Annotated in this window: 23 protein-coding genes; 14 read left to right on the top strand and 9 right to left on the bottom strand. The window is 64.1% G+C overall.

Annotation, left to right across the window (positions count from 1 at the left end):
• Positions 1–13: 13 nt before the first annotated feature.
• Together IVB45_RS33960 and IVB45_RS33955 are read right to left on the bottom strand one after the other, a co-directional pair.
• A complete protein-coding gene (locus IVB45_RS33960) occupies positions 14–1,024 on the bottom strand; it encodes an aldo/keto reductase (protein WP_247357744.1) in 1,011 nt (336 codons plus the stop codon).
• A gap of 280 nt (positions 1,025–1,304) precedes the next feature.
• Positions 1,305–1,730, bottom strand: coding sequence for a PaaI family thioesterase (locus IVB45_RS33955; RefSeq protein ID WP_027565689.1), 426 nt, complete (start codon positions 1,728–1,730; stop codon positions 1,305–1,307).
• A gap of 68 nt (positions 1,731–1,798) precedes the next feature.
• On the opposite strand from IVB45_RS33955, the gene IVB45_RS33950 reads away from it, so the two are divergent.
• A complete protein-coding gene (locus IVB45_RS33950; protein WP_247357745.1) occupies positions 1,799–2,425 on the top strand; it encodes a CoA pyrophosphatase in 627 nt (208 codons plus the stop codon).
• Positions 2,426–2,495: 70 nt separating this feature from the next.
• Complete coding sequence (locus tag IVB45_RS33945; protein ID WP_027565687.1) at positions 2,496–3,710, top strand: hypothetical protein; 1,215 nt, start codon at positions 2,496–2,498, stop codon at positions 3,708–3,710.
• A gap of 150 nt (positions 3,711–3,860) precedes the next feature.
• Here the strand turns inward: IVB45_RS33945 and IVB45_RS33940 are convergent, their stop codons facing one another.
• A complete protein-coding gene (locus IVB45_RS33940; protein WP_247357746.1) occupies positions 3,861–4,163 on the bottom strand; it encodes a hypothetical protein in 303 nt (100 codons plus the stop codon).
• 194 nt (positions 4,164–4,357) lie between these two features.
• Here IVB45_RS33940 and IVB45_RS33935 point away from each other — a divergent pair, with 194 nt between their 5' ends.
• The 5 genes from IVB45_RS33935 to IVB45_RS33915 all read left to right on the top strand — a co-directional run bounded on the left by IVB45_RS33935 (position 4,358) and on the right by IVB45_RS33915 (position 9,440).
• A complete protein-coding gene (locus IVB45_RS33935; RefSeq protein ID WP_247357747.1) occupies positions 4,358–4,837 on the top strand; it encodes a hypothetical protein in 480 nt (159 codons plus the stop codon).
• Positions 4,838–5,000: 163 nt separating this feature from the next.
• The gene (locus IVB45_RS33930; RefSeq protein WP_027565684.1) at positions 5,001–5,948 is read left to right on the top strand and encodes a TAXI family TRAP transporter solute-binding subunit; all 948 of its coding nucleotides are present in this window, start codon (positions 5,001–5,003) and stop codon (positions 5,946–5,948) included.
• Positions 5,949–6,094: 146 nt separating this feature from the next.
• Positions 6,095–8,203 carry a TRAP transporter permease gene (locus IVB45_RS33925; protein WP_247357748.1) on the top strand — a complete coding sequence of 703 codons (2,109 nt, stop codon included), beginning with the start codon at positions 6,095–6,097 and terminating at the stop codon, positions 8,201–8,203.
• Positions 8,200–8,577 (top strand): DUF1850 domain-containing protein, encoded by a 378-nt coding sequence (locus tag IVB45_RS33920; protein ID WP_247357749.1) that lies wholly within the window; start codon positions 8,200–8,202, stop codon positions 8,575–8,577. The genes IVB45_RS33925 and IVB45_RS33920 overlap by 4 nt, the downstream gene beginning before the upstream one ends.
• A gap of 56 nt (positions 8,578–8,633) precedes the next feature.
• A complete protein-coding gene (locus IVB45_RS33915) occupies positions 8,634–9,440 on the top strand; it encodes a glucose 1-dehydrogenase (RefSeq protein WP_027514224.1) in 807 nt (268 codons plus the stop codon).
• A gap of 45 nt (positions 9,441–9,485) precedes the next feature.
• On the opposite strand, the gene IVB45_RS33910 is transcribed toward IVB45_RS33915, so the two are convergent.
• On the bottom strand, positions 9,486–10,256 hold the full coding sequence (locus IVB45_RS33910) for a hypothetical protein (protein ID WP_247357750.1): 771 nt from the start codon (positions 10,254–10,256) through the stop codon (positions 9,486–9,488).
• Positions 10,257–10,334: 78 nt separating this feature from the next.
• Positions 10,335–11,912 (bottom strand): sodium:proton antiporter, encoded by a 1,578-nt coding sequence (locus IVB45_RS33905; protein ID WP_247357751.1) that lies wholly within the window; start codon positions 11,910–11,912, stop codon positions 10,335–10,337.
• A gap of 95 nt (positions 11,913–12,007) precedes the next feature.
• Between IVB45_RS33905 and IVB45_RS33900 the strand changes: the two genes are divergently transcribed.
• The 4 genes from IVB45_RS33900 to IVB45_RS33885 all read left to right on the top strand — a co-directional run bounded on the left by IVB45_RS33900 (position 12,008) and on the right by IVB45_RS33885 (position 16,795).
• A complete protein-coding gene (locus IVB45_RS33900) occupies positions 12,008–12,766 on the top strand; it encodes a tetratricopeptide repeat protein (RefSeq protein WP_027565678.1) in 759 nt (252 codons plus the stop codon).
• A 146-nt stretch (positions 12,767–12,912) separates the two neighbouring features.
• The gene (locus tag IVB45_RS33895; protein ID WP_247357752.1) at positions 12,913–14,298 is read left to right on the top strand and encodes a tetratricopeptide repeat protein; all 1,386 of its coding nucleotides are present in this window, start codon (positions 12,913–12,915) and stop codon (positions 14,296–14,298) included.
• 144 nt (positions 14,299–14,442) lie between these two features.
• Positions 14,443–16,365 carry a propionyl-CoA synthetase gene (locus IVB45_RS33890; protein WP_247357753.1) on the top strand — a complete coding sequence of 641 codons (1,923 nt, stop codon included), beginning with the start codon at positions 14,443–14,445 and terminating at the stop codon, positions 16,363–16,365.
• A gap of 169 nt (positions 16,366–16,534) precedes the next feature.
• A complete protein-coding gene (locus tag IVB45_RS33885; protein ID WP_007597509.1) occupies positions 16,535–16,795 on the top strand; it encodes a hypothetical protein in 261 nt (86 codons plus the stop codon).
• 187 nt (positions 16,796–16,982) lie between these two features.
• On the opposite strand, the gene IVB45_RS33880 is transcribed toward IVB45_RS33885, so the two are convergent.
• Positions 16,983–17,678 (bottom strand): cell cycle transcriptional regulator TrcR, encoded by a 696-nt coding sequence (locus IVB45_RS33880; protein ID WP_027565675.1) that lies wholly within the window; start codon positions 17,676–17,678, stop codon positions 16,983–16,985.
• 254 nt (positions 17,679–17,932) lie between these two features.
• Here IVB45_RS33880 and ispH point away from each other — a divergent pair, with 254 nt between their 5' ends.
• Genes ispH through rnhA form a run of 3 tightly spaced genes read left to right on the top strand, consistent with a single transcriptional unit; the run spans position 17,933 to position 20,352 of the window.
• Positions 17,933–18,901, top strand: a complete 969-nt coding sequence (ispH, locus tag IVB45_RS33875) for a 4-hydroxy-3-methylbut-2-enyl diphosphate reductase (protein ID WP_007597506.1) — start codon at positions 17,933–17,935, stop codon at positions 18,899–18,901.
• A 6-nt stretch (positions 18,902–18,907) separates the two neighbouring features.
• Positions 18,908–19,891 carry a homoserine kinase gene (locus IVB45_RS33870; protein ID WP_247357754.1) on the top strand — a complete coding sequence of 328 codons (984 nt, stop codon included), beginning with the start codon at positions 18,908–18,910 and terminating at the stop codon, positions 19,889–19,891.
• Positions 19,888–20,352, top strand: a complete 465-nt coding sequence (gene rnhA / locus IVB45_RS33865) for a ribonuclease HI (RefSeq protein ID WP_007597503.1) — start codon at positions 19,888–19,890, stop codon at positions 20,350–20,352. The genes IVB45_RS33870 and rnhA overlap by 4 nt, the downstream gene beginning before the upstream one ends.
• Before the next feature lie 158 nt (positions 20,353–20,510).
• Here rnhA and IVB45_RS33860 read toward each other — a convergent pair whose 3' ends face one another.
• The 3 genes from IVB45_RS33860 to IVB45_RS33850 form a co-directional block, all read right to left on the bottom strand.
• Positions 20,511–20,996 carry a peroxiredoxin gene (locus tag IVB45_RS33860; RefSeq protein ID WP_027565673.1) on the bottom strand — a complete coding sequence of 162 codons (486 nt, stop codon included), beginning with the start codon at positions 20,994–20,996 and terminating at the stop codon, positions 20,511–20,513.
• Positions 20,997–21,113: 117 nt separating this feature from the next.
• Positions 21,114–21,668 carry a DUF924 family protein gene (locus tag IVB45_RS33855; RefSeq protein ID WP_247357755.1) on the bottom strand — a complete coding sequence of 185 codons (555 nt, stop codon included), beginning with the start codon at positions 21,666–21,668 and terminating at the stop codon, positions 21,114–21,116.
• Positions 21,669–21,683: 15 nt separating this feature from the next.
• Positions 21,684–23,369, bottom strand: coding sequence for a long-chain fatty acid--CoA ligase (locus IVB45_RS33850; protein WP_247357756.1), 1,686 nt, complete (start codon positions 23,367–23,369; stop codon positions 21,684–21,686).
• Between the last annotated feature and the right edge of the window lie 110 nt (positions 23,370–23,479).

Raw genomic sequence — 23,479 nt, 5'->3', positions numbered from 1 at the left:
TCCTGTCTCCGGCTCAGGCCGTCCGCGCGCGGCGTCCTTCGATCGGATAGGCCGGGTCGTTGTAGCCCGGCGTCGAGGGATGACCCGGCACGACCAGTCTGTCGATCAGCGCCTCGTCCTCGGCAGTGAAGCGATAGTCGAGCGCGCCGGTGTAGCCTTCCCATTGCTCCTCGGTGCGCGGACCGGCAACGATCGAGGAGACAAAAGCGGAGTTCAGCACCCAGGCGACCGCAAACTGGCCTGCAGTGATGCCCTTTTTCTCGGCGTGGGCCTTGATCTCCTGCGCCAGCTGGAGCGATTCCGGCCGCCATTCGGTCTGCATCATGCGCGTATCGTTGCGGCCTGCGCGCGTCTCCTTGTCGGGAGCCGCGTCGGGCTTGTATTTGCCGGTCAGCACGCCGCGCGCCAGCGGGCTATAGGGCACGATGCCGAGGCCGTAATAGGAGCAGGCCGGGAAGTGCTCGACTTCGGGCATGCGATTCATGGCGTTGTAATAGGGTTGGCTCACAGCGGGACGGTCGATGCCGAGCCGGTCGCAGATGTTGCAGATTTCGGCGACGCGCCAGGCGCGGTAGTTCGAGACGCCGAAATAGCGCACCTTGCCGGCGCGGATCAGGTCGCCCATCGCGCGCACCGTCTCCTCCAGGGGCGTAGAACGGTCTTCCTTGTGCAGATAATAGATGTCGATGTGGTCGGTGCCGAGCCGCTTCAGGCTCTCATCCGCCGCTTGCAACACCCAGCGGCGGGACAGGCCGACACGGTTGGGATCCTCGCCCATGGGGTTCGCAAGTTTCGTCGCGAGCACCCAGGCGTGACGGTTGTTGCCGATGGCGCGTCCCACGACCTCTTCGGATGCGCCCTTCGAATAGGCGTCGGCGGTGTCGATGAAGTTGACCCCGGCCTCGTGCGCCTTCGTGATAATCCGCTTCGATGTCGCTTCATCGGTTGGCCCGCCGAACATCATGGTGCCCAAGCAGATCGGCGACACTTTGAGGTCGCTGCGGCCGAGTTGGCGGTATTGCATGGGGCGCGTCCTTGCTGCTTTTTCGGGCGACAGCATAGCCGTCTCACTCCGTCATTGCGAGCGCAGCGAAGCAATCCAGAGATGCGTCTGCGACGGCTGTCTGGATTGCTTCGCTGCGCTCGCAATGACGCGGTTGGGGAGCTGCTTGCTACGCTCTCAGCTGTCATCGCCTGGCTTGACCGGGCGATCCGGTATTCCGAGAGGGCTGTAGTTTAATCGAGAAGCCGCGGCGTACTGGATTCCCCGCCTGCGCGGGGAATGACAGCGGTGGGTATCGCTCCTACCCCGGCCCCTTCAAAATCTTGAACACACCATTTGCCATCACCACGCAACGATCGTCCACCGTCACCTCGGTGCTCATGAAGATCAGGCTGCGCGTCGCGCGCACCACGCGCGGGCGGGAGATCAGGATGTCGCCGATCTGGCCAGCTTCGACGAAATGGGTGTCGAGCTGCACCGTCGCCATGAACTCCTTGCCGGAGACGTAGCGGGCGGTCATGCCGCAGGTACGGTCCGCGAACGTCATCATCACGCCGCCCTGGACCATGCCGCGGCGATTGTGGTGCTTGTCCTCGGTCGCGAGTGCGAATTCGTATTGGCCGTCGATCTTGCGCTCCCACAGCGGGCCGATCAGATGCATGAAGCCCGTGGTCTCCAGAATGGTCCAGCCTTCTGCCTTCAGCCGTGCGGCTGTCTTATTGGTCATGTCGTCCATTCCTGAGCGGGTCGTGCGATTTCATTTCATCGGGGCCGGACGTGGTGTAGTCAAGCATCATGAGACCGTTCGACGATGCCACACGGCGGAATATCGCGGCCGCCTGCGCGGCCTTCACGCGGCTGCCAGAGGACGAAGCGCCGGCGGCGTTGAAGCGCGCCGCGGTGGCAGTTGCGCTGACTGCGGCCAGCGAGAGCGATGAGACGGCGTTGCTGCTCACGCTGCGCGCATCGCATCTGCGCGCCCATCGCGGTCAATGGGCCTTGCCCGGTGGACGCTGCGATGCCGGCGAGACGCCGGTCGACGCGGCGCTGCGCGAACTCGACGAGGAGCTAGGCCTCCACCTCACCAGCGCGGAGGTGCTCGGCACGCTCGATGATTATCCGACCCGCTCGGGCTATCTGATCACGCCAGTCGTGGTCTGGGCCGCCGATAGTGCCGCGATCAAACCAAACCCGGACGAGGTCGCCTCCGTCCATCGCATCGCGCTTGCGACGGTCGAGCGCTCCGACGCTTTCGATTTCGTCGCGATCCCCGAGAGCACGCGCCGTGTGATCCGCTTTCATCATCAGTCGAGCCTGATCCACGCACCGACGGCGGCCCTGATCTACCAGTTCCGCGAGGTGCTGGCGGGGCGGCACACCCGCGTCACCGAGCTGGAACAGCCGGTATTCGCCTGGAAGTGACGCGAGGGGCGAAAACGAGGTAAACGACGTGTTAACGTGACGGTTACCGGATGCCTGCTAAGAGGGCAGCATGCATCAATCGATTCGAAATGCCGTGAGACTGGTTCCACTCGCGCTCGTCCTGCTCGCGCCTGCCGCGCGCGGTGGCGAATCCGACGCGCTGCCGCCGGCCGTCCGCAATGCCAAAGCCCAGCTGTTGTCGCAATTTTTCGCGCAAGGCGGTGCGTCGCCCGCCGTGCTGGAATATCGCCGCAAGCTGCAGGAGTATCAGGCGGCGCGTGCGGCCTTCGACGAGGAAGCCGGCGCCTATTGGAGCCAGATCTCCGAGAAGCGGAAAGGTCGCAACGCCAAGCGGCGCAGCGGGCAGCAGATCACGCTCGACGATTACGTGCTGGAGCATCCGCCGCTTTATAACGGGCCGAAACGGCCAGTGAATCCGGAGCCGGAGGAAACCCCGGACCGCCCGACGAAAAAGCCGATCCCCGTGGTCGCCGATCTGCTGCGCGCGGCGCAGGAACTCTACCAGTTCACGCCGCAGCGGCCGTCCAACGAAGTCGAATTCAAGCGCGTCTATGCACGCTACGCGCTGGCCTCGGGGCTGACGCGCGAGCAGGCGGTGCGGGTCTATGCGTTCGAGACCGGCGGCACCGGCAGTTATGACGTGCAGGCGGGAATCGAGCATGGCGGCAAGCGCGCCATTTCGACCGCGATGGGCTACAACCAGCTGCTGACGACCAACAGCGTCGAGCTGCTGGCCGAGCAAGGCCATGAGTTCATCCGCGCGCTCTCCGATAAGGTCGCGCGGACCTCGGGCCCGGCGCGCCAGTCGCTCGAGCACAAGCTCACCGTTCTCAAGAAAATGGTGGCGCACGCCAAATCGGTGCCCGACACTTGGTCGGAGCACGAGAAGATCGGCAACACCGCGCAGGGCTGGGCCATGCATGCCATGGTGCTCGACATCGATATCGGGCCGATGCTGCAGACCCACAAGCTGCTGACGTCGGTGCTGTTCGCGCGCGCCAAGGGCTATAGCCGCCCGCTCAGCGCGGCCGAGCTCGAGATGATGAACCTCACCGGCGACGGCACCGGCCTCGACATGGTGACGATGCCGCAGGCGATGCGCGAGCAGGTGCCGACCTCGAACTTCTTCCAGCGCGGCGGCTACGAGCGCAATCCGGTCGCGATCCGCCACAACACGGTGGCGAAGCTGCTGGCGGTGACGGATACGAGGATGGACAGCAACAGCAACAATGCCGGCGCGCGGGAGCTCGCGGGGGCGTTTTAGGCGGCGGTAGCTGTCATGCCACGCGCAGGCGGGGCATCCAGTACGCTGCGGCGTTTCGGTTTAAGCACAACCGCCTCTGGAATACTGGATCGTCCGCCTTCGCGGACGATGACACCGAGTGTGGCGGCGCTGTCGCCCGCCGTCCCGTCCCTACTGATCCGACCCGAACTTGAACTTGCCGTCGCCTTCCAGATACGGGCCGCTGCGCATGTAGAGCTGGCCGTTGTGGCCGATGAAGAACAGCGTGCCTTTCGGTACCTTCTTGGCGCCCTTCAGAAGTTCACCGGCATTGCTGGTGCCCATCTTGTAGGAAAAGGTCTTGCCGTCCTTGTCATAGGCGTAGCCGGTGTCGGGCTTGAGCTCCCAAGGTGTCGCAGCGGTCTGCGCCAATGCGGGCGCAGCAAACGCGCCGAGCACGGTCGTCACCAAAAAGATCTTTGTTGAAATTGCCATCACCCTATCCTCCCCATCGAGGCGCCCGGCTTGAACAAATCACGAACGATGCATCGGGGTCAATTTGCGAAAGCGCCGCAGCGCATCACGTCTTGCCCAGCAGTTTGTGATTTTCCCTTCGTCCCCGCGCGACTATGTTCCGCTTTCCGTCTAGAACGCAATTCGACAAAAACATTGGGTAGGGGATGATTCGAATGAACCTCGTCATTAAAGCTTGCTGGGCCGCCGGCCTGTTGCTGACGGCGCTCACGCCTGCCGCCCGGGCCGATGATTACCAGCTCAGCCACAACCAGCGGATTTCGTGCAGCCGCGGCCTGGCCCCGGGCAAGCTGAACACCGCGACCTGCAAGTCCTACACTTATCTCTTCAACACCAAGACCTCGGAATATTTCCGTTGCCAGGTCTCGCTGGCGCTGACCCGCGACAACAAGGAAGTCATCAACGTCCAGACCGACGGCGCCTGCACCAAGAAGCCGCGCATCTTCGAGACCGATGGCCATTACGATTTCGACGCCACCGAGACCGAGCCTCCGAACACCAATTCGTTCTTCGGCCCCGGCGGCTACTCGGTCTGGGCTGCCGACGTCAGCGCGCAGAAGGTGCGCGGCTGCATCATCATCTCCTCGGGCCTCGGCTCCGACATCTCCAAATGCCTGGACATGACCTTCCAGTGAGGGGCTGCCCCGACCCGGCTGCGCCACCTCGCCGCACCCGCTGAGTTCCCCAAAAATCGAGGCAGGACAGCCATTTACCGCAGTCCTGTTTTGACTTTTGGATGGGTTGACCCGCACCCCTCATCCGGCCAACTTCCCGGCCGGTTTGGGGAGTGGAAAGATCATGAAACGGACGATTTTCGGCGTGGCCGCGGCTCTTGCGCTGGCGGCCTCCGCGCCTTGCGCGCAGGCGCAATCCTTCATCAACGTGCTGACCGGCGGCACCTCCGGCGTCTACTATCCGCTCGGGGTCGCGATCGGGAAGATCTACGGCGACAAGATTCCGAACGTGAAGACGCAGGTGCAGGCCACCAAGGCGTCAGTCGAGAATCTGATCCTGCTCCAGCAGGGCCGCGGCGAGATCGCGTTCACGCTGGGCGACTCGCTGAAAGCGGCCTGGGACGGTGACGAGGAGGCGGGCTTCAAGTCCAAGCTCGACAAGCTCAGGACCATCGGCGCGATCTATCCGAACTACATCCAGATCGTCGCGACCGCCGAGAGCGGCATCAAGACGCTGGCGGACCTCAAGGGCAAGAGCCTGTCGGTCGGCGCGCCGAAATCGGGCACGGAGCTCAATTCGCGCGCGATCCTGGCAGCGGCCGGCATGAGCTACAAGGATCTCGGCAAGGTGGAGTATCTGCCGTTTGCCGAATCCGTCGATCTCATGAAGAATCGCCAGCTCGGCGCGACGCTGCAATCGGCCGGCCTCGGCGTGGCCTCGCTGAAGGATCTGTCGACCTCGAGCCCGATCACGGTGGTGTCGGTGCCGAAGGAGACCGTCGACAAGATCGGCCTGCCCTTCATCGCGGCGACCATTCCCGCCAACACCTACACCGGGCAGGACAAGGACGTGCCGACCGCCGCCGTGGTCAACTACCTCGTCACCAGCTCGGCGGTGTCGGACGATCTCGCCTACCAGATGACAAAACTGGTCTACGAGTCGCTGCCCGAGCTCGCCAACGCGCATGCGGCCGGCAAGGAGATCAAGCTCGAGACGGCCGCCAGCGGCAGCCCGGTTCCGCTGCACCCCGGCGCGATCCGCTATTACAAGGAAAAAGGGCTGATCAAGTAATCAGCTTTCGCTATCGGGCGTCATGGCCGGGCTTGTCCCGGCCATCCACGTTCTAGGAGCAGGCGAGAAAGTCCGTGGATGCCCGGGCATGACGGTCTGGAGGCGTCGTGCAATGTTATAAGCGCTGGACGGTTGGGGTCATATCGATGTTGCAGGCAGAGGGCCGCGAAGCGCCCATCAAGGTCGAGTTCGACAATTTCGAGCACGGTTTTCCGGAAGGCTTCGGCCCGGGCTGGTGGGGCACGCTCGCCTACTGGATCGGCATCGCCTTCGCGACCTTCCAGCTTTATGTCGCGGCCTTCAACTATCTGCCGAGCCAGGTGGTGCGCGGCGTCCATGTCGGCTTCCTAATCCTCCTCACCTTTGGCCTGATCGGCAACTTCACCGCCAAAAGCGATTTCGGCCGTGCGATCGGCTGGCTGATCGGCGGCGCCGGCTTTCTGTGCGGGCTCTATCAATGGATCTTCTATGCGGATCTGATCGCACGTGACGGCGATCCGACGCGCCTCGATCTCGTGGTCGGCACACTGCTCGCCGTCCTGATCTTCGAGGGCACACGGCGGCTGATGGGCGCGGCGCTCCCGCTGATGTGCGGCGCCTGCCTCGTCTACTGGTTCTTCGGCCAGTATCTGCCGTCGCCGCTCAACCATCGCGGCTATGATTTCGACCAGATCGTCACGCATCTGTCGTTCGGCACCGAGGGCTTCTACGGCGTGCCGATCTACGTCTCGGCGACCTACATCTTCCTGTTCATCCTGTTCGGCTCGTTCCTGGAGCGTGCCGGCATGATCCAGCTCTTCACCGACGTTTCGCTTGGGTTGTTCGGCAGGACCCGCGGCGGCCCGGCCAAGGTCGCGGTGTTCGCCTCGGGCATGATGGGCACGATCTCCGGCTCCGGCGTCGCCAACGTCGTCACCGTCGGCCAGTTCACGATTCCGCTGATGATCAGGTTCGGCTATCGCCGCGCGTTCGCGGCCGGCGTCGAGGCGACGGCCTCGATGGGCGGGCAGATCATGCCGCCGGTGATGGGCGCGGTTGCCTTCATCATGGCGGAGACGCTCGGCGTCCAATATTCGGAGATCGTGAAAGCCGCGGCGATTCCCGCGATGCTCTATTTCGCCTCCGCCTTCTGGATGGTGCATCTGGAAGCCGGCAAGCACGGCCTCACGGGCATGAAGCGCTCGGAGATTCCAAGCGCCTGGAAGGCGCTGGTGACGCGCTGGTACCTCGTGTTGCCGCTCGCGGCGCTGGTCTACATGCTGTTCGAAGGCTTTACGCCGCTCTATGCCGGCAGCATGGGCCTTGCGCTGACGGTGGCGCTGATCCTTGGCACCGCCATCACGACGGGCGCGCCTTCGATGGCGATCCGCTATATCTTCTGGATCGGGCTCGCGCTCGTCGTCGCCGCGCTGTCGCGCGACGGCCTTCAGATCGTGCCGGTCGCCTGCGTCGTCGTCGCGCTGATCGTGGTCACTGCGTTCGTGCGTGGTGGATTTTCCGCCCTGCGCGCCTGCCGCGATGCGCTGGCTGAAAGCGCGAAATCCGCCATCACCGTCGGCATGGCTTGCGCCATTGTCGGCGTCATCATCGGCATGATGTCGCAGACCGGCGTCGGCACCATCTTCGGCGGCTGGGTGATCGGCCTCGGCGAGAAGAGCCTGTTCCTGGCTCTGATCATGACCATGCTGCTGTCGATCCTGCTCGGCACCGGCATCCCGACCATTCCGACCTACATCATCACGGCAGCGCTCGCGGCGCCCGCGCTGGCCAAGCTTGGCGTGCCCCTGATCGCGAGCCACATGTTCGCGTTCTATTACGGCATCATGGCAGACCTCTCGCCGCCGGTGGCGCTGGCGGCGTTAGCCGCAGCACCGATCGCGAAGGAGAATCCGGACAAGATCGGTTGGGAGGCGATGCGCATCGCGCTCGCCGGCTACGTCATCCCCTTCATATTCGTCTATTCGCCGGCGCTGATGCTGCAGGGCGGCGATCCCATGGCGGCCAAGCTCGGCTTCTACGGCGCGGTGGCATTGGCGACTCTCAAGGCGATGGTGGCGATCGCGCTGTTCGGCATGGTCGCGATCGGCTTTTTGTTCACGCGCCTGACGTTCCTCGAACGTCTGGTCGCGCTCGGTGCTGCGCTCTGCCTGCTCGGGGACTTCCCGTTCAGCGACACCGCGGGCTTCCTGCTCGCAGCGGCCATCGTGCTGTGGCAGTGGCGTCGGCGTCCGCCGGCGCCGGTCGAGGCGGTGTGAGCCTCTGCTTCGTCACAGCCTCAGGCGTGAAGGCGCTGGCGCTGTCCGCGTTCACGCTGGTGTGGACGCATTCGATCGCGAAGGTCGACTGGCAGGAAGACTGGCGCGTCACCCCCGCCGGGCTCGAACTGACGCAGGCACGCGTGAAGGGCACCGGCCCCGGCATGGAGCCGCCGCCCGAGGCGCGCCTCGTCGACGGCTGGTTTCAATGGAAGCCTGCGCGCGCGCCGATGCCGGAGGTCGTGCTGGGCAATTCCGGCGCGGCTGGCGAATGGCGGCTATGCCATGACGGCAAGTGCCGGACGTTGTCCGAGATTGTCGGTCATCCCATTGGTGCTAACGTCACAAAGATGAGCGTCTGCAAAGATCCGTAGCCGGATGGAGCGAAGCGTAATCCGGGCTACAAAAACAAGAATAGGGGAGAAACGCGATGGATCGGCTCAAGGGCAAGGTTGCGATGGTCGTGGGCGCCGGCTCGATCGGGCCGGGTTGGGGCAACGGCAAGGCCACCGCGGTCACCTTTGCGCGCGAGGGCGCGCAGGTGTTTTGCGTCGATCGCAACGGCGCAGCTGCCGAGGAGACCGTGAAGATCATCACGGACGAAGGCGGCAAGGCGAGCGCGTTCACGGCCGACGTCTCGCGTGCGCGCGAGGTCGAGGCGATGGTCGCGGCGTGCCTGAAGGCCTACGGCCGCATCGACGTCCTCGACAACAATGTCGGCATCGCCGAGATGGGCAGCGTGGTCGAAGTAACCGAGGAGAGCTGGGACCGCGTCTTCAGCGTCAACCTCAAGAGCGCCTATTTCGCCATGAAGCACGTCATCCCCGTGATGGTGAAACAGGGTGGCGGCTCCATCATCAACATCTCCTCGATCGCCTCGATCCGCCACATGGGTATCTCCTACGTCACTTACGGCACCTCGAAGGCGGCGATGAACCAGATGACGCGCACCACCGCGATCGAGTTTGCGCGCCACCATGTCCGCGTCAACGCGATCCTGCCCGGCCTGATGAAGACGCCGATGGTGGAACATTCCGCAGGTCTTGCGAACAGCTATGCCAAGGGCGACGTCGAGGCGATGTGGCGCGCGCGCGATGCGCAAGTGCCGATGGGCCACATGGGCGACGCCTTCGACGTCGCCAACGCCGCGCTGTTCCTGGCCTCGGACGAAGCGAAATATGTGACGGGGATCGAGCTCGTGGTGGACGGCGGGATCACGTGCAAGGCGGGGGCGTAGCTCCTTGCTCGCCGCCCTGGCCTTCGCCAGGACGACGGCTGAACCTTATTGCGCCAGCGCCAGGATCCCGCCGGCAAACGAATGCCACGCCGCAGTCTCGCTGGTCGGCCAGTTCAGCACCTTCACCGCCAGCATGGCCAGCGTCCCGGTGATGTAGACCGGATGCACGCGGCCCTCGGTGCGCCAGTCGCGTACCATGGCGACGACGAGCAGCAGCGAGGCGACCATCGCGGGCGCGATGGTAACCGGCACCGGCGGCGGCCCGGGCGGTCCCGGAGGCGCGAGAAAGGTGAGAAACCAGCGCGCGATCGCGGCATCGAGGATGGAGACCGCGGCGAGCAGCATCAGGCGTTTGTGAAACTCGGGCTTTCGCGTGTTCATGATCGCGAGCACGAACACCACTGCGAAGAACGCGATCCCGCTCATCGGCACGATCGAGAAGGCGATGCCGGCCTCTTTCTGTCCGAGCGCGGCGGAATGCTGCATCACATGTACGGAGGCGAGGAAGCCGAAGATCGTCATCGCGGTCGCGAGCGAAACGCCGGCGATGCCGAGCGCACGGTGATTGACCACGCGGCCTGAGGCGGCGAGCCAGGTCTGGATCACGAAATAGAGAGACCAGGTGAAGAACAAGAGACCGTGGAAATGAATGACGGGGCTTGCGGACAACGTCCGTTGCGCCAGCGGCACAAAATAGGTCGGTGCGAAGCCGAGAAAAGCGGTGACAGCGCAGGCCAGGGACATGTGGAGATAGAAATATCGTGCGGGCGACGCATCTCGCGCGCGCACACGACGGTCGTCGATCAGGGTCGTCATGAGGGATGAGTCTGGAGAGGCGGCGTTTGGTTCAAGCCCCTAGCCACCTGTGCGGGGCTCTTGTTGGGGGATTGGGATTTAACCCCCTGCGCTCAATTCTGCGCGATCGAGCTCTTCCTCGATCCGATGGAACGCATCGTCGCCGATCACTTCCCTGGCGCGAAGGTCGAAGATCGATTTGCGCGCGGCCGCGATACCTCGGCGGCGCAGCGGATCGGCGGGCAGTTCGCCGTTGGTGATGCCGCCATGGGGATCGTCGTCCGCCTGCATCAGGATGGCGCGATATTCGAGTCGCAGGATTTCAGCCTCCTCGGATGGATCGTCCTCGATCGCGTCGAGCGCCGCGCGATAGGCGACGGCCCGGGCGCGCGCGACCTCGATGCCGACGGGATCGTCATCTTTGAGGCCGAACGCCAGGATCAGCGGCCGCAGCGTCAGGCCCTGAACGACCAGCGTGCCGAGCACGACGGCAAACGCCGAGAAGACGATGAAGTCACGATGCGGAAAGTTTTCCGGCAAGGCAAAGGCGGTGGCGAGCGTGACGAGGCCGCGCATACCGCACCAGGAGATGATGAGGCCGCCCTTGGGCGAGGCGACCTGCTTCGGATCCTTGGGGTGATAGATCCCGTGCGCGATCAGCGCGCGCAGCGTCGTGCGGTAGAATGTGATCCAGGCCAGGCGCACCAGGACCACGGTGAGCAGGATCCAGGCCGCGGCCACGCAATATTCCCAGCGCACGTCTGCATCGAGCCGCGTCCAGATCGGCCGCATCTGCATGCCGATCAGCATGAAGGCGAGCACGTTGAGCACGAACACCATAGTCTCCCACACCGCATAGGAAGGCACCCGCAGCCGCGCCGGCATGCGTGCCCCCGCCGTGCGCGCGATGGTGATGCCGTAGACCACGATGGTGAGGATGCCGGAGAGACCGAGATGCTCGGCGGCAATCCAGACCATGAAGGTGGTGGCGAACTGCACGATGATCGCGCTCGGCGCTTCCTTCACGCGTTCCATGAACAGCGGGATGATGCGGCCTGCGACCAGGCCCGCGACGACGCTGCCGACCAGCGCCAGCGCCATGGTCGGCGCGACCTGGCTCCATGCCAGATGCTCGGTGGCAACCGTGCCGACGGCGATGCGATAGATCAGGAGCGCGGTCGCGTCGTTGAGCAGGCTCTCGCCTTCCAGGACCTTCACCATGCGATGAGGCAGCTTGACCTGGCTCAGGATCGCAACCGCGGCGGCCGCATCCGGCGGGGCCACGATGGCGCCGAGCGCAACCGCGGCGGCCCAGGGCATATCAGGCATCAGCCGGTGCGCGACGTAGGCCACGCCGGCCGTGGTCAGGCCGACGGCGGCGACGACCAGGGTGGCGACTGGAACCCAATTGTTGCGGAGATCGCGCAGCGAGGTGTCGAAGGCGGCATCGAGCAGGACCGGTGCGACAAAAAGAGCCAGTGCCAGGTCGGGCTCCAGCGTCCAGGACGGGCTCGACGGCACAAAGGCGATCAGTGCACCCCCGATCGCGAGAAAGGTCGGGTAGGGGACCTTGATCCGCCGCGCCAGCGCCGATAATCCAACGGCGCCGAGCAGAAGCACGATGATCCATTCGAATGTCGACACGTTGATCCCCGAAACCGATTTGAGCGGCGCCACAAGCTAGCACCAATCCGGCCGTATGATGGATAGTGCAGCCCCAAGGCAAGACCTCAACCCGGACCTTAACTCAAGACTTTCCGACTGTGACGAGCATGCGTTTTCTCATTCAATGGTCCGGCGCCGCGGTGCTCTTCGCGCTCTCGTTCGTCGTGGCTCATGCCGCGACCGGCGGCGAACCGGCCGCGGTCCCGCAGGTCGACATCGCGCCGTGCCTCGCGGCCGCCGCAGCCGACGATATTGACAAGGCCGTCACGGCCTGCGCCGCCGTGATCGACAATGAGAAGACGGCGAAGGCCGACCTGATCAAGGCGCTGATCGCGCGCGGCGCGCTGTTTGCCCGGCATGATCAGGTCGACCGCGCAATCGCTGACGACAGCCGCGCCCTGGAGCTCGATTCCGGTCTCGCCGATATCTTCAACGCGCGGGGCGAGCTCTGGCTGAGGAAGGGTGACAAGCCCAAGGCGGTGCAGGATTTCGGCGCGGCATTGAAGATCGATCCGAACCACGAGAAGGCCAAGGTCAACCACAAGGCGATGGCACGCGAGATCGAGCGGATCGGCGCGCAGATGGCGGTCGCGGGCAAGCCCAGCTTCATTTGCAAGGGTGCGCGCCGTCCCGTCGAGAAGGCGATCTGCGCCAACCGCGAGCTCGCCGATCTCGACCGTGAGGTCTTTGCCGCCAACGCGCGCGTGTTGCGCGAAGCCCGCAATGCAGGCGAAGCGAAGGCGCTTCAGCGCGAGCAGGACGATTTCATCGCCCGCCGCAACGCCGGGTTCGGCCGGCCGGGGTACGATTTGAAGAAGGCAATGCAGAAGCGGCTGCAGCGGCTCAACGGGGTGGACGGGTATTGAAGCTTTAGGGCCTCCGCAACCTCAAGCCCGGGCATGACGACTTCTCGTGAAAAGGGCGCTGGTGCGCCCCTGACTGGCTCAATTTTGAACCCATCGCGTCCCCGCCGCGACAATGGTGAAAGCCTGATGTCCCGGAGCCCTATGCCATGTGCGGCACGCATCCTTCCGCGCAAATGCTCTCGTTTGCAAAAATCTCGTTTCTCTCGCTCCTGCTCAGCGCGGCAATGAGCGTCGTCCTCGTCGCCCCTGCCTCGGCTGGCGTCGATTGCGTGATGGGGAGCAAGGCCGCTCCGGCTGAGCTGATCCCGGCCTGCAGCGCCACCATTGACCAGACCTCAATTCCATCCTCCGATCGCGCCGCGGCGTTGCTGGTGCGCGCCGACGCCAATGCGCGGACCTCGGGCGGCCTCACGCAGGCGCTGCGAGATATCGATCGCGCCATTGCGCTCGATGGCAAGAACGCAAAAGCCTGGCGCCTGCGCGGCGATCTCCTCCGCGAGGCCGGCGGCGATCTCAACCGCGCCGCGGCGGACCTCAGCAAGGCCATCGAGCTCGATCCGCAGGATTCGGAATCTTACGAGCTGCGCGGCGTCGTCTACACCAACCAGCGCCGGCTCGACCGCGCGCTTGCCGATTACGATCAGGCGATCAAGCTAAAGCCGGACAATGCACAGGCCTGGTCAGACCGCGGCGTGACCTATTATCTCGGCGGCGACAACGAGAAGGCGGTCCGCGATCTCAGCGAGGCGTTGCGGCTCGATCCGAACCGGCCGCGCAGCTACACCAATCGTGGCGCCGCCTACAAGAAGCTCGGTCAGCTCGACAAGGCGGTTGCCGACGACGGCGAGGCGATCAGGCTCGATCCGAAGGTGCCCGAATATTACGACAATCGCGGGCTGTCGCTGGCCGCGATGGGCGAGTACGACAAGGCGATTGCCGATTACGATCAGGCGCTGCGGCTGGCACCGCGGCCGAATTTCTTCACAAACCGCGGCGATTCCTACCACCTCAAGGGCGAGCTTGGCGCGGCGCTGAGCGATTACGAGGCCGCGCTGAAACTCGATCCGAATTTCGCGCAGACTTACAATAACCGCGCCGTGCTCTACAAGAAGATGGGCGAACGCAAGAAGGCGCTGGCCGACTACGAGACCGCGCTGCGGCTCGATCCCGGCAATGACAACGCCGCCGCCGGACGCAGCGCCATGATCGCGGAGATCGCGAAATTCGGCGGCGAGCCGCTGCGGCCGCTCGCTGCGAATTCCGGCAATGGCCCGTCGTTCGATTGTGCCACTGCGAAGCGCGAGGTCGAGAAGGTGATCTGTGCCGATCCGCAACTGGGTGTGCTCGACCGCCAGATCGCCGAGACCTACGAGCGCGTGCTGAAATCGGCCGGGTCCCGCTCGGCCGGCGAGCTCCGTCGCACCCAACGCGACTTCCTCGCCACCCGCAATACGAGCTTCGGCCGCCCGGGCTATGATCTCAGGAAGGTCATGCAGGACCGGCTGCAGCGGCTCAATGCGATGGATAGCTGAGCACTATTCTTTTCAGCTTGAACCGCGGCCCGTTCCCGGGAAAATACCCCTCAAACATGGCCGGTACTTGATCCCTGTCATGGCGGGACGTTTGTCCTTCCACAAGGTCAAGGCCAGGCGAATAAAGGGAACGGGAGCGCGGGAATGAACGTCCGAGGAAACGTCGACGGAAAGAGCCTCTATCACGAGGTTTATGCGCGCTCGCTGGCCGAACCTGAGGGCTTTTGGGCCGAGGCGGCCAAGGAAATCGACTGGATCGAGTCGCCGAAAAAGATCTTCGATCCCTCGCAGGGCGTCTACGGTCGCTGGTTCGGCGGTGGTGTCGTCAATACCTGCTACAACGCGCTCGACCGCCATGTCGAACGCGGCCGCGCCGACCAGATCGCGCTGATCCATGATTCGCCGCTGGCAAATAACGTCACCAAATTCACCTACGCGGAACTGCTGGCCGAAGTGCAGGCGCTCGCCGCCATCATGCAGGATTTTGGTGTCGCCAAGGGCGATCGCGTCATCCTCTATATGCCGATGGTCCCGGAGGCCGTCGTCGCGATGCTCGCCTGCGCGCGCATTGGCGCGGTGCACTCCGTGGTGTTCGGCGGCTTTGCCGCGAAAGAGCTCGCCACCCGCATCGACGATGCGCAGCCAAAGTTGATTCTGTCGGCGAGCTGCGGCATCGAGCCCGGCCGGATCGTGCAGTACAAGCCGCTGCTCGACGAGGCGATCAGGCTTGCGGGCGCAAAGCCGAAGGCCTGCATCGTGCTGCAACGTTCGCAGCTCGTCTGCGCCCTGACGCCCGGCCGCGACTATGATTGGGCGGGCCTGCGCCGCAAGGCGATGAACGACGGCAAGAAGGCGCCTTGCGTGCCCGTCGCCGCCACCGATCCGCTCTATATCCTCTATACGTCAGGCACGACCGGCATTCCCAAGGGCGTCGTGCGCGACAATGGCGGCCATCTCGTCGCGGTGAAATGGTCCATGTTCAACCTTTATGGCGTCAAGCCGGGCGAGGTCTGGTGGTGCGGCTCCGACATCGGCTGGGTGGTCGGCCACAGCTACATCGTCTACGGACCGCTGCTGCACGGCGCGACCTCGATCATGTATGAGGGCAAGCCGGTCGGCACGCCCGATGCCGGCGCATTCTGGCGCGTGATCAGCGAGCACAAAGCTGTCGCCTTCTTCACTGCGCCGACCGCATTCCGCGCGATCCGGAAAGAAGATCCGGAAGGAAAATTCATCCGGCAATACGACCTCTCGACCTTCCGTACGCTGTTCCTGGCTGGCGAGCGCGCCGATCCGCCAACGGTGGAATGGGCGGAGCAGCAGTTGAAAGTGCCTGTGATCGACCATTGGTGGCAGACCGAAACCGGCTGGTGCATCGCCGGCAATCCGGTCGGCTTAGGCCAGCTGCCGGTGAAGCACGGCTCGCCGACGGTGCCGATGCCGGGTTATCAGGTCGACGTGGTCGACGAAGCGGCAAAGCCGGTCGGCCCGAACACCATGGGCTCGATCGTCATCAAGCTGCCGATGCCGCCGGGCTGCCTGCCGACGCTTTGGAATCAGGACGAACGTTTCAAGGAAGCCTATCTCACCGAATTCCCCGGCTACTACAAAACGTCGGATGCCGGCTACAAGGACGAAGACGGCTATGTCTTCGTCATGGGACGCACCGACGACATCATCAACGTCGCCGGCCATCGGCTCTCCACCGGCGGCATGGAGGAGATCCTGGCTTCGCATCCCGATGTTGCCGAATGCGCGGTGCTCGGCGTCAAGGACGCGATCAAGGGCGAGGTGCCCTGCGGCTTCCTGGTGCTCAAGGCGGGTGTGAAACGGGCCCCGGCCGAGATCGAGAAGGAGATCGTCGCGCTGGTGCGCGACAAGCTCGGTCCCGTTGCCGCGTTCAAGCTCGCCATCACCGTCGGCCGCCTGCCCAAGACGCGATCCGGAAAGATCTTGCGCGGCACCATCAAGAAGATCGCAGATGGTGAAGCCTGGACCATGCCGGCGACGATCGAGGACCCCAAGGTGCTGGACGAGATCGGCGATGCGCTGAAGGGGCGGGTGTGAGGTTTGTAATGGGGCTTGAATAGGCCGCATTTTTCCGCTCAATCCTCATCCTGAGGAGCGCGCCTCGCGCGCGTCTCGAAGGATGAAAGGCCCCGCTGCTGCAGCTTGGCCTGCATGGTTCGAGACGCCCGCTGCGCGGGCTCCTCACCCTGAGGATGAAGGGCCTGCCATGAATTCGAAGCCGTTTCTAGCGATTGCATTTGCGGGCCTCATTCTCTCCGCCTGCTCCGCGCGCTACCAGACGCCGGTGGCCATGGGCGGCGACGATGACGATGCGGTCTGCCAGAGCCGCGGCTATGCGGCCGGCTCGCCCGAATACGTGGCCTGCCGCAAGGACCGCGACGTCCAGCGCAGCGCCGCGACCACCCGCGCCGACCGACGCCAGCGCGACCTCGGCGAATACATGCTGAACCATCCGGACCGGCCGTAAAGGCTGCTTTCCACTTATCCGTCATTGCGAGCGCAGCGAAGCAATCCAGGATCTCTCCGTCGAGACAATCTGGATTGCTTTTCGCTGCGCTCGCAATGACGCGGTTGCTGAAGCTTCTTGCGTCACGCAAAGAAAGCGGCGGGTTTCCCCGCCGCGCTTGCATTCGATGACGACTGAAGACGAAGGATTACTCCTCCTCCTGGTCCTGCTTCTTGCCGCCGAGCGTCTTCAGCTTGGCGAACACGGCATCGACGTTGAGATCGTCGCTGGACCTCTCCGCGGGTTCGTACTCGTCCTTCTTGGTGGTTTCTGAGGCCGGCAGCAGGGTGGCACCGCCATAGGCCGCGTCGATCGGCTTTTCCTTGGCCGCGCGCGCGACCTCGAAATCGAGTTCGATCTGCGAGCAGAGGCCGAGGGTGACGGGATCAATCGGCGTCAGCTGGGAGGTGTTCCAGTGGGTGCGATCACGGACGCTGGCGATCGTGCTCTTGGTCGTGCCGACCAGGCGCATGATCTGGGCGTCCTTGAGCTCGGCATGGTTGCGCAGCAGCCAGAGGATGGCGCTTGGGCGTTCGTGGCGGCGCGAGACCGGGGTGTAGCGCGGGCCCTTGCGCTTGGGCTGCGGCGGCAGCACCACCTTGCTCTCCTGGAGGCGGAGCCGGTAGTCCGGGTTGTTCTCGCCCTTCTCGATCTCCTCGCGGGTCAGCTGGCCGTTGGAGAGGGGATCCATGCCCTTGATGCCCTGGGCGGCGTCGCCATCGGCGATCGCGCGCACCTCGAGGGGGTGCATTTTGGTGAAATCGGCGACCTGATCGAAGGTCAGCGCGGTGTTGTCGAGCAGCCAGACGGCGGTCGCCTTGGGCATCAGAGGTGCGTTGCTCATGGCAAATCTCCTTTGTGCTTCGCCCACCCCTTTGGAGGCGAAACCGGTGGTCATCAGCGATGACTGGGAATTCGCGCTATATAAGCCCGGAGGGGGTAGCCACGCAATGGTTCTGCTATAGATAGTGCCTTGACAGCGCCCGAAAGGGGGCCCAATTCCCTCTGAAGTCGCTGTAAGACCGTACCCAAGCCCCTATTCATTCATCGACCGCTTCCCGCCTATTTGGCGAGGTGATTCGGTCCCGAGATCGCTCAATGTCAGCAAAACCAGACCTCAAGATCGTGCTTTGTTCTCCCCGTGGCTTCTGCGCCGGGGTGGTCCGGGCGATCGACACCGTGGAACGGGCGCTCGATAAATACGGTGCCCCCGTCTATGTTCGCCATGAGATTGTGCACAATAAATACGTCGTCGATGGGTTGAAGAAGAAGGGCGCGATCTTCGTCGAGGAACTCGCCGAGATCCCGGAAAACACCACCGCGCCGGTGGTGTTCTCGGCCCATGGCGTGCCGAAATCGGTTCCGGCCGACGCCACGTCCCGCAATTTGTTCTCGCTGGATGCGACCTGCCCGCTGGTCACCAAGGTGCACCGCGAGGCCGCGATCCATTTCAAGCGCGGCCGCGAGATCTTCCTGATCGGCCATTCCCATCATCCGGAGGTGGTGGGCACGCTCGGCCAGCTCCCGACCGGCGCCGTGACCCTGATCGAGACCGCCGAGGACGCGAAGACCATCGCCCCGAAGGACCCGAACAACCTCGCCTTCGTGACCCAGACCACGCTGTCGATCGACGACACCGCGGAGATCGTGGCGCTGCTGAAGGAGCGCTTCCCGAACATCAACGGGCCGCACAAGGAAGACATCTGCTACGCCACCACCAACCGCCAGCTCGCGGTGAAGAAGGTGGCGCCGGTGGTGGATGCCCTGATCGTGGTCGGCGCGCCGAACTCGTCGAACTCGCAGCGCCTGCGTGAGGTCGCCGAGCGCGAGGGCTGCCCGATCGCCGTGCTGGCGCAGCGCGCGACCGAAATCGACTGGAAGCGGTTCGAGAACATCACCAGCCTCGGCATCACCGCGGGCGCCTCGGCCCCGGAAGTGATCGTCGAGGAGATCATGGACGCGTTCGCCGAGCGCTTCACGCTGCATGTGGAGACGGTCTCGGCCGCGGAAGAAAACGAATTCTTCCCGCTGCCGCGTCAGGTGCGCCCCGAAGCCGCCGCCGAGTAGATCTTCATGGCGGTCTACACCGACGTTGCCGCCGACGAGCTTGCGGACTTCCTCAACCAGTACGATCTCGGCGAGTTGCTCTCCTACAAGGGCATCGCCGAGGGCGTCGAAAATTCCAACTTCCTGCTGCATACGACCAAGGGGTCGTTCATCCTCACGCTCTATGAGAAGCGCGTGGCGAAGAACGATCTGCCGTTCTTCCTCGCGCTGATGACGCATCTGGCCGAGCACGGCGTCAACTGCCCGCTGCCGGTGAAGGGAACGGACGGCGAGGCGTTGCGCGAGCTGTCGGGCCGGCCCGCCGCCATCATCACCTTTCTCGAAGGCGTCTGGCCGCGCAAGCCGAGCGCGGCCCATTGCGCCGGCGTCGGCGAGGGGCTCGCCAGGATGCATCTGGCAGGTGCGAATTTCGCGATCAGGCGTGCGAACGCGCTGTCGGTCCCGGGCTGGCGGCCGCTGTTCGATGCCGCGTCACAGCGGGCCGACGAGGTGCAGCCCGGCCTGCGCGCGTTCCTGGGCCACGAGCTCGACTACCTCGAGAGTGGCGTCTGGCCGACGCAGCTGCCCGAAGGCGTGATCCACGCCGACCTCTTCAACGACAACGTCTTCTTTCTCGGCGACAAGCTCTCGGGGATCATCGACTTCACCTTCGCCTGCAATGACTGGCTCGCCTATGACGTCGCGATCTGCCTCAACGCCTGGTGCTTCGAGCCGGATCATTCCTTCAACGTCACCAAGGCGCGGGCCTTCCTCAATGCCTATGGCCGCGTGCGAAAGCTGGCCGAGGCGGAAGAGGCAGCGCTGCCGCTGCTCGCGCGCGGAGCTGCGATCCGCTTCCTGCTGACGCGGCTGGTCGACTGGCTCAACGTTCCGCCCGGCGCGCTGGTCAAGCCGAAGGATCCGTTGGAATATGTCCGCAAGCTGCGCTTCCACCAGAGCGTTTCCAGCGTGCGCGACTACGGGCTGATGCCGTCGGGGCTGATGGCGTGAGCGAGCTTCCGATTGTCACGATCTACACCGACGGCGCCTGCTCGGGAAATCCGGGGCCCGGCGGCTGGGGCGCGATCCTGAAGTTCGGCGACAAGGAAAAAGAACTGAACGGTGGTGAGCGCCACACCACCAACAACCAGATGGAATTGATGGCGGCGATCTCCGCGTTGGAAGCGCTGAAGAAGCCGTGCACCGTCGATCTCTATACCGACAGCCAATATGTCCGTCAGGGCATCACCGGCTGGATCCACGGCTGGAAGCGCAACGGCTGGCGCACCGCCGACAAGAAGCCGGTGAAGAATGTCGAGCTATGGCAGCGCCTCGATGCCGCGCTGAAGGCTCATGACGTGCGCTGGCACTGGGTCAAGGGCCATGCAGGGCATCCCGAGAACGAACGCGCCGATCAGCTCGCGCGCGACGGGATTGTGAAGGCGCGGTTGCAGGCACGGGTGGCGGAGTAGCGCGCGGTCGGCGCTCCAGTCTCAACTGTCATCGCCCGCGAAGGCGGGCGATCCAGTACGCCGCGGCCTCTCGATTTAACAACAACTGTCTCTGGAATACTGGATGCCCCGCTTTCGCGGGGCATGACAGTGTCGTTTGTGGCTGAAGCGGTGGCCGCTTACAGCTGCCCGAGCAGAGTATCGCCGCCGGACACTTCGACCTTGCCCGGCATCGCCTCGAGGTTCAGCTTCTTGACCACGCCGTCCTCGACCAGCATCGAATAGCGCTTGGAGCGAATGCCGAGACCGTTGCCGGAGGCGTCGAGCTCCATGCCAATCGCCTTGGCGAAGTCGGCATTGCCGTCGGCCAGGAAGATGGCCTCGTCGCGCTGGTCGGTGTCGCGCTTCCACGCGTTCATGACGAAGGCGTCGTTGACGGAGACGATGGCGATGGTGTCGACGCCCTTGTCCTTCAGGGCGTAGGCGTTGAGGAAGATGCTCGGCAGATGCATCTTGTGGCAGGTGCCGGTATAGGCGCCGGGCACCGCGAACAGCGCCACTTTCTTGCCTTTGAAGATATCGTCGGTGGTCTTCACCTGCGGGCCTTCCGCCGTCATCACGCGGAATTTCGCCTCGGGCAGCTTGTCGCCAGTCTGGATCGCCATCGTCAGTCTCCCTGAAAATCGGTCCCGCTTTTTAGACCGTGCGGCGGGCCTGCACAATATTGCCGGCACGGATAGTGACCCGGAGCCGGTGAGGGCGGGACCTTCACCTTTATGTCATCAGCCGGCGAACCCGCCGCCGTCGAGGAAGGCCTGCTCGTCCGGCGTGGTGTCGCGGCCGAGCAGACGGTTGCGGTGGGGGAAGCGGCCAAACCGCCGGATGATATCCGCGTGCTCCCGCGCGTATTTCAGGTTTTCGGCATTGTCGGTGTTTTGAAACAGCGCGACGCAGTGCAATTGATCGGGCAGGTGCTCGGAATGCATGAAGGGCAAATAGAGGAATTCGAGCAGGATCGGGTCGATCCTTTGATCTGCACCCCGCGCAATGGCGCGGCGGGCGACGTCGCGCGCCAAAGCGTCGCTGGCAAAGGCCTGCGACGTGCCGCGAAACATGTTGCGCGGAAACTGGTCGAGCACGATGACGAGCGCGAGTGCGCCCTCGTCGGTCGCCTCCCATGACAAGAGCTCGTCGGCGACCGCCTTCTGCCACAGCGCGAGAAAGCGGCGCCTGACCTCAACGTCGAATGCGTCATTGCGCTCGTACCAGGCATCGCGGCCGGCCTCGCGCCAGAAGGCGAGGATGCCGGCCGGACTGATGTTGCTGTCGTCGGTCATGAACGAAAGAGGCGCTTACGCCGCCTCCGCCTTCTTCTCGTCGCGCAGCTGCCGGCGCAGGATCTTGCCGACGTTAGTCTTCGGCAGATCGGTACGGAATTCGATGTGCTTGGGCACCTTGTAGCCGGTCAGCTGCTCCTGGCAGAACTTGACCAGGGCCTCCGCCGTGAGGTTCGGGTCCTTCTTGACCACGAACGCCTTCACCGCCTCTCCCGACTTGGAATCGGGAATGCCGATGACGGCGCATTCGAGCACCCCGGGGTTGCTCGCGATCACTTCCTCGATCTCGTTCGGATAGACGTTGAAGCCGGAGACCAGGATCATGTCCTTCTTGCGGTCGACGATCTTGGTGTAGCCCCTCTCGTCCATGATGCCGATGTCGCCGGTGCGGAAATAGCCGTCCGCAGTCATCACCTTGGCGGTCTCCTCCGGCCTGTTCCAGTAGCCCGACATCACCTGCGGGCCTTTGGCGCAGATCTCGCCGGGCTGGCCGAGCGGCATCTCGTTGCCGTCGTCGTCGCGGATCGAGATCCAGGTCGAGGGCACGGGGATGCCGATGGTGCCGTTGAACTCGGGATCGGTCGTGGTGTTGCAGGTCAGCGTCGGAGATGTCTCCGACAGGCCGTAGCCTTCGGCGATGGAGCAGCCCGTGATCGCCTTCCACTGCTCGGCGACCGGACGCTGCACCGCCATGCCGCCACCGTTCGAGATCTTCAGCTTGGAGAAGTCGAGCTTCTTGAAGTCGGGATGGTGCATCAGGCCGTTGTAGAGCGTGTTCACGGCCGGGAAGTTGTTGACCTGGTACTTCGCCAATTCCTTGATGAAGCCCGGGATGTCGCGCGGATTGGGGATCAGGAGATTGCAGCCGCCGGCGCGCACCGCGAGCAGGTAGCAGGCCGTCAGGGCGAAGATGTGATAGAGCGGCAGCGCGCAGACGACCATGAGTTGATCGACATGCGGCGGCGCGGCCATCGCCGGCTGCAGCCAGGCGTCGTTCTGCAGGACATTGGCGACGATGTTGCGATGAAGCAGGGTGGCACCCTTGGACACGCCGGTGGTGCCGCCGGTATATTGCAGGAAGGCGACGTCGCCGGGCGACAGCTTCGGCTTGTTGAAGGCCAGAGAGCGGCCGGCGGAGATCGCGTCGTTGAAGGATACCGCGCCTGGCAGCGACCACGCCGGCACCATCTTCTTGACGCGGCGAACGACCAGATTGACGATCACGCCCTTGAAGCCGAGCAGGTCGCCCATGCTGCCGACGATGACGTGCTTGACTTGCGTCTTCGCGATCACCTGCTCGACGGTGTGGGCGAAATTCTCCAGCACGATGATGGCTTCGGCGCCGGAATCCTTGAGCTGGTGCTCGAGCTCGCGTGGCGTGTAGAGCGGATTGACATTGACCACGGCGAAACCGGCGCGCAGCACGGCCGCGGTCGCGACCGGATATTGCAGCACGTTCGGCATCATGATCGCGACGCGGGCGCCGCGTTGCATGCCTCGTCCTTGCAGGTAGGACGCCATCGCCAGCGACATCTGGTCGAGATCGCGATAGCTGATCGACTTGTCCATGCAGATGAACGCCTTGCGGTCGGCGAACTTGGCGAAGCTCTCCTCCAGAAGGTCGACCAGCGATGAATATTGCGTCGGCTCGATATCGGCGGGGACGCCGGGCGGATATTGCTTAAGCCAGATGCGCTCCATGGAAACTCCCCTCATTGACCAGAGCCCGTTGTGTCTCGGGCTTGCCTCATTGCCGTCAGTATCGAGCCTGCCGGAACGGGTGGCAAGCGGTCGAGCCTTAGGACAAACGT

Origin of the sequence: Bradyrhizobium sp. 4 (genome assembly GCF_023100905.1) — a bacterium.
Classification (GTDB): domain Bacteria; phylum Pseudomonadota; class Alphaproteobacteria; order Rhizobiales; family Xanthobacteraceae; genus Bradyrhizobium.
This window is presented reverse-complemented; position numbering and strand designations above follow the sequence as displayed.